Origin of the sequence: Ramlibacter sp. (assembly GCF_036383835.1) — a bacterium.
Taxonomy (GTDB): Bacteria; Pseudomonadota; Gammaproteobacteria; order Burkholderiales; family Burkholderiaceae_C; genus Ramlibacter.
Genome location: NZ_DASVNN010000100.1, coordinates 1 through 3,932 on the forward strand (window position 1 = coordinate 1; position 3,932 = coordinate 3,932).

Below are 3,932 nucleotides of genomic sequence, written 5' to 3' on the forward strand. Positions count from 1 at the left end.
CGACTTCGCCGCGGTAGCCGTTCACCTGGGCTGCGCCGGTGAGGCCGGGCCGGGTGCGGAACCGGCCGGCGTAGCCCGGCACGCGGTCGCGCCAGACGAGGTCATGGGCCAGGGCGTGCGGCCGCGGCCCGACGATCGACATCTCACCCTTCAACACGTTCACCAGCTGCGGCAGCTCGTCCAGGCTGAGCTTGCGCAGCAGAGCGCCCAGCGGCGTGATCCGGCTGTCGCCGCGCACCGCCTGGCGGATATCCGCGCCGTCCTCGGTGACCCGCATGGTGCGGAACTTATAGATGCGGAACGGGCGACCGTGCAGGCCGGTGCGCTGCTGGCGGAACAGCACCGGGCCCTCGCTCTCCATCCATATGGCCACGCCGATCAGCAACAGCAGCGGCAGGAATACGAGAAGCGCCAGGCAAGCGGCCACCATGTCGAACGCGCGCTTCCTGCGGCTGAACGCCACGCGCGCCGGATCGTCAGCGGCGATGACGAATGGGGTCGGTTGCGCAATGGGCGCGCTGACGGTCATTCCCAGCCCAGCTCCGTACTCCGTCCCACCAGCCAAACCGTGTAGTGGTTCCCATGGTTCCCCGCTCAGCAAAAGAAATGCTGCGCCGCACAATGACAGCTGGGGCTTCCCCTGTCCTGCCGCGCGCCTAAGGTCGATGGCCACGAAGACGCGCGGAGGGAACCCATGGCCCGGCGGCTGGTCGACCTGTCGATCCCCATCACCAACGACATCATCTCGGACCCGGAGATCATGCGGCCGAAGGTGACCTATTCACGGCACAGGGAGACGGTTGGCCAGATCGCCTCCTTCTTTCCCGGATTGCAGGCCGACGACCTGCCCGACGGCGAGGGTTGGGCCGTCGAGCAGGTGCAGCTTTCCACCCACAACGGCACGCACATGGACGCGCCGTGGCACTTCCATTCCACCACGGACAGCGTGGAGAAGACCCGGCCGGCGCCCACGATCGACCAGGGTCCGCTGGAGTACTTCCTGCAGCCGGGCGTGAAGCTGGACTTCCGCGGTTTCGAGGACGGCTACGTCGCTACGGCCGCCGACGTCGAGGCCGAATTGCGCCGCATCGGCCACGAGTTGCAGCCCCTGGACATCGTGCTGGTGAACACGGCCGCCGGCGCGGCCTACGGCGACCCCGAGTACATCCACAAGGGCTGCGGCATGGGCGAGGAGGCCACCCTCTATCTCACCGAGCGGGGCGTGAAGGTGGTCGGCACCGATGCCTGGTCCTGGGATGCGCCGTTCTCGCACACCGCCCGCAAGTGGGCCGAGACCCGCGACCCGAGGATCATCTGGGAAGGTCACAAGGCGGGCCGCCTGCGCGAGTACTACCAGATCGAGAAGCTGACCAACCTGGCGGCCTTGCCGCCCGACGGCTTCACCCTGTCGTGCTTCCCCGTGAAGATCGCCGACGCGTCGGCGGGCTGGATCCGGGCCGTGGCGATCTTCGATTGAGCGCGGGTCGAGGACCTACGGCTGCTAATGCCCGACGCTAGCTCGCGACCCGATCATCCATCGCCGGTTCGGCGTGATCGGCGTGAACGCCGGCAAGCATCTCGCGGCGCTGGCGCGCCCAGCGTTCCGAAGGCTCGTTCATCACATTGCCGGCCAGCACCGGCTCGCCGCATTCGTCGCAGGTCAGCTGTGGCCGGGTGATCGCCCCGCATTCGGTATGGCGCAGCGGATTGGGCGGCCCCTGGCCGTCATCGAGCCACTTGTCCCCCCAGGTCATCAGGGTGAACAGCACGGGTTGCAACTCGCGGCCCATTTCGGTCAGCCGATATTCGTAGCGCGTCGGGCGCTGCTGGTAGGGGACCTTGCGCATGATGCCGCCTTCGACCAGGCGCGCCAGCCGGGAAGCCACCACCTGGGGCGAGGCGCCGGTCAGGGCCTGCAGTTCGTCGAACCGGCGGGTGCCGAGGAACGCCTCGCGAATGAGCAGCATCGTCCAACGATCGCCAAGGAGCGCCAGCGAGCGCGCCACCGAGCACTTCTGATCCGAAACGTCATCCCATCGCATGTGCGTCGCCTTCCATTGCCGCAGACCGCCGGGTCCGGGCCCGACCAAAAGGCCCCGACCTCGGCATCCTAGCCCAACTTGGCATCATTCGATCACGCTTCTCGCGACCGCGGCCTACGCCGGCTCGGCGAGGGCTCCATGCGTCACACGCCCATAGCGGGGATAGCAATGGATCAGTCGGGTCACCAGCTCAGGGTCGCCCTCCACCTGCAACTGGCCCTGGGCGATGGCCTCCTGCACGGTGAACTTGTGCGAGAGGAGGTCGACCCAGACGGGTCCCGAGACCCGTACTTCGACATCGGGGACGCCCTTCAGTCCGAAGTCCAATTCTATAGCCATCTTGCGGATCGCCACGGTGCCGGAGACCGCACGATCGCCGGTGAAATGCATATGGTAGGAGGCTTCCAGGCCTTTGGACTGCCGCCGCTGGAAGCCGAGGCGCATGCTGAAGAGAACGCTGACGCCGTTCGTATCAAGGTTCATCCAAGACACGGTCTTCACAGTCTTGTTCGGGAATTTCTTGGAGACGATCGCCTGCGCGTCCGAGCCTTCGTGCACGTAGATCGTCTCGCGCTTGTCCTGCAGCGGCTTGACGAAGCGCTCCACGAACGCGGCGCGATCCTCGAGGAACGGGCTGAGCACGTCCTCGCCGGCCGGGCACACGGAGATGCAGAAGGCGGCCTTGTAGCTGGGTTTGAAGCTCAGGCTCTGCCACATCTGGGCGGTTTCGGTCACCGGGACGCGCGAGCGATAGTCGTCTGCCGACTTCGAGTCGGCGATCGTCTCGATCCAGTCGCCGAAGCCGCCCAGGAAGTCGCGGTAGTTGTGCGTGTAGCAGGCTTGCATATTGAAGCTGCCGTCCACGCCGATCGCCTCGACCGGACAGGCGGCGACGCACAGCTTGCATTCCAGGCAGGGGTTGTAGTCCAGCACCCGCTTCTCGAGCACCACCTCGTCCTCGAGCAGGATGGTGCCGAGCAGGACGAAGCTCCCGAACTTCGGGTGGATGACGCAGCGGTGCACGCCCATCTTGCCGAGCCCGGCGGCCACGGCGATCGGCTTGTGCGACACCGCCCAGTTCTTGCCGGGGAAATTCTCCTGCTCCATCGGGAACGCCGCGACGGCGTTGACGGCCCGGTGGCCCAGGTCCTGCATCTCACGTACGAAGTTCCGGGCGGCGTGATTCACGCTGTCGTAGGTCTCGTGGAATTCCTGGTTCGCGATCGAGCGGACCGTGGCGCGAACGGGCTCGCGGTTCATCTGGCAGACGAAGCTGACCACCGTGCGCGCTTCGGGGAAGACGCGATTGATTTCCGAACGTTGCCCGGCGATCGCGGGATCGTCCACCGAGAGTAGCGCGACGTCGTCGGCCCCGCATTCCAGCAACAGTTCGCGGACTTCGGCAGCGGACAACGTGCGCTTGGCCAGTTCGGCAGGGGCCTGGGCCGCGCGGACGCGCTGCACGCTGGGGTGATCGCTAAGGGCCATGCGGCGCTCTCCTGGCTTCCCGGGTCTTGGGCGAGGGCGCATGGTAGCTATGATATTTGAAGTTACAATGCCGATCTTCAGACGCCGCCGCGCGGCATGATGCCTCACGCCTGGGCACCAGCCTCCGCGAGCGTGTCATGACCAGTCATACGCGTGCCGTGGAGCTCGGCGGTTACCCTGCCGGCTGGCGAACCGCCAGGCTCCGGCAGGGCCGCGGCTCAGTAGCCGTTGATGCGGGCGTAGCGGTCGCGGTGGTAGGCCTGGTTGCCGAAGGCGGCTTCGGCGGCGCGGGCGCGCTTCAGGTAGAAGCCGGCGTCGTGGGCGTCGGTCATGCCGATGCCGCCGTGCATCTGGACCATCTCGTTGGACACCAGGTGGAAGGTGTCGCCCATCTTGGCCTTG

Annotated in this window: 5 protein-coding genes; 1 reads left to right on the plus strand and 4 read right to left on the minus strand. The window is 66.7% G+C overall.

What is annotated here, in order from left to right; genetic code table 11:
• On the minus strand, positions 1–529 hold a 529-nt coding region (locus VF522_RS16335), incomplete at its 3' end, for a sugar transferase (protein WP_330909348.1).
• A 165-nt stretch (positions 530–694) separates the two neighbouring features.
• Here VF522_RS16335 and VF522_RS16340 point away from each other — a divergent pair.
• A complete protein-coding gene (locus tag VF522_RS16340) occupies positions 695–1,477 on the plus strand; it encodes a cyclase family protein (RefSeq protein ID WP_330909349.1) in 783 nt (260 codons plus the stop codon).
• A 37-nt stretch (positions 1,478–1,514) separates the two neighbouring features.
• On the opposite strand, the gene VF522_RS16345 is transcribed toward VF522_RS16340, so the two are convergent.
• The 3 genes from VF522_RS16345 to VF522_RS16355 all read right to left on the minus strand — a co-directional run.
• Positions 1,515–2,042, minus strand: coding sequence for a helix-turn-helix domain-containing protein (locus VF522_RS16345; RefSeq protein WP_330909350.1), 528 nt, complete (start codon positions 2,040–2,042; stop codon positions 1,515–1,517).
• 114 nt (positions 2,043–2,156) lie between these two features.
• On the minus strand, positions 2,157–3,530 hold the full coding sequence (locus VF522_RS16350; protein WP_330909351.1) for an SCP2 sterol-binding domain-containing protein: 1,374 nt from the start codon (positions 3,528–3,530) through the stop codon (positions 2,157–2,159).
• Positions 3,531–3,748: 218 nt separating this feature from the next.
• Positions 3,749–3,932 (minus strand): acyl-CoA dehydrogenase family protein (locus VF522_RS16355; RefSeq protein WP_330909352.1); only part of this gene is annotated, 184 nt, incomplete at its 5' end.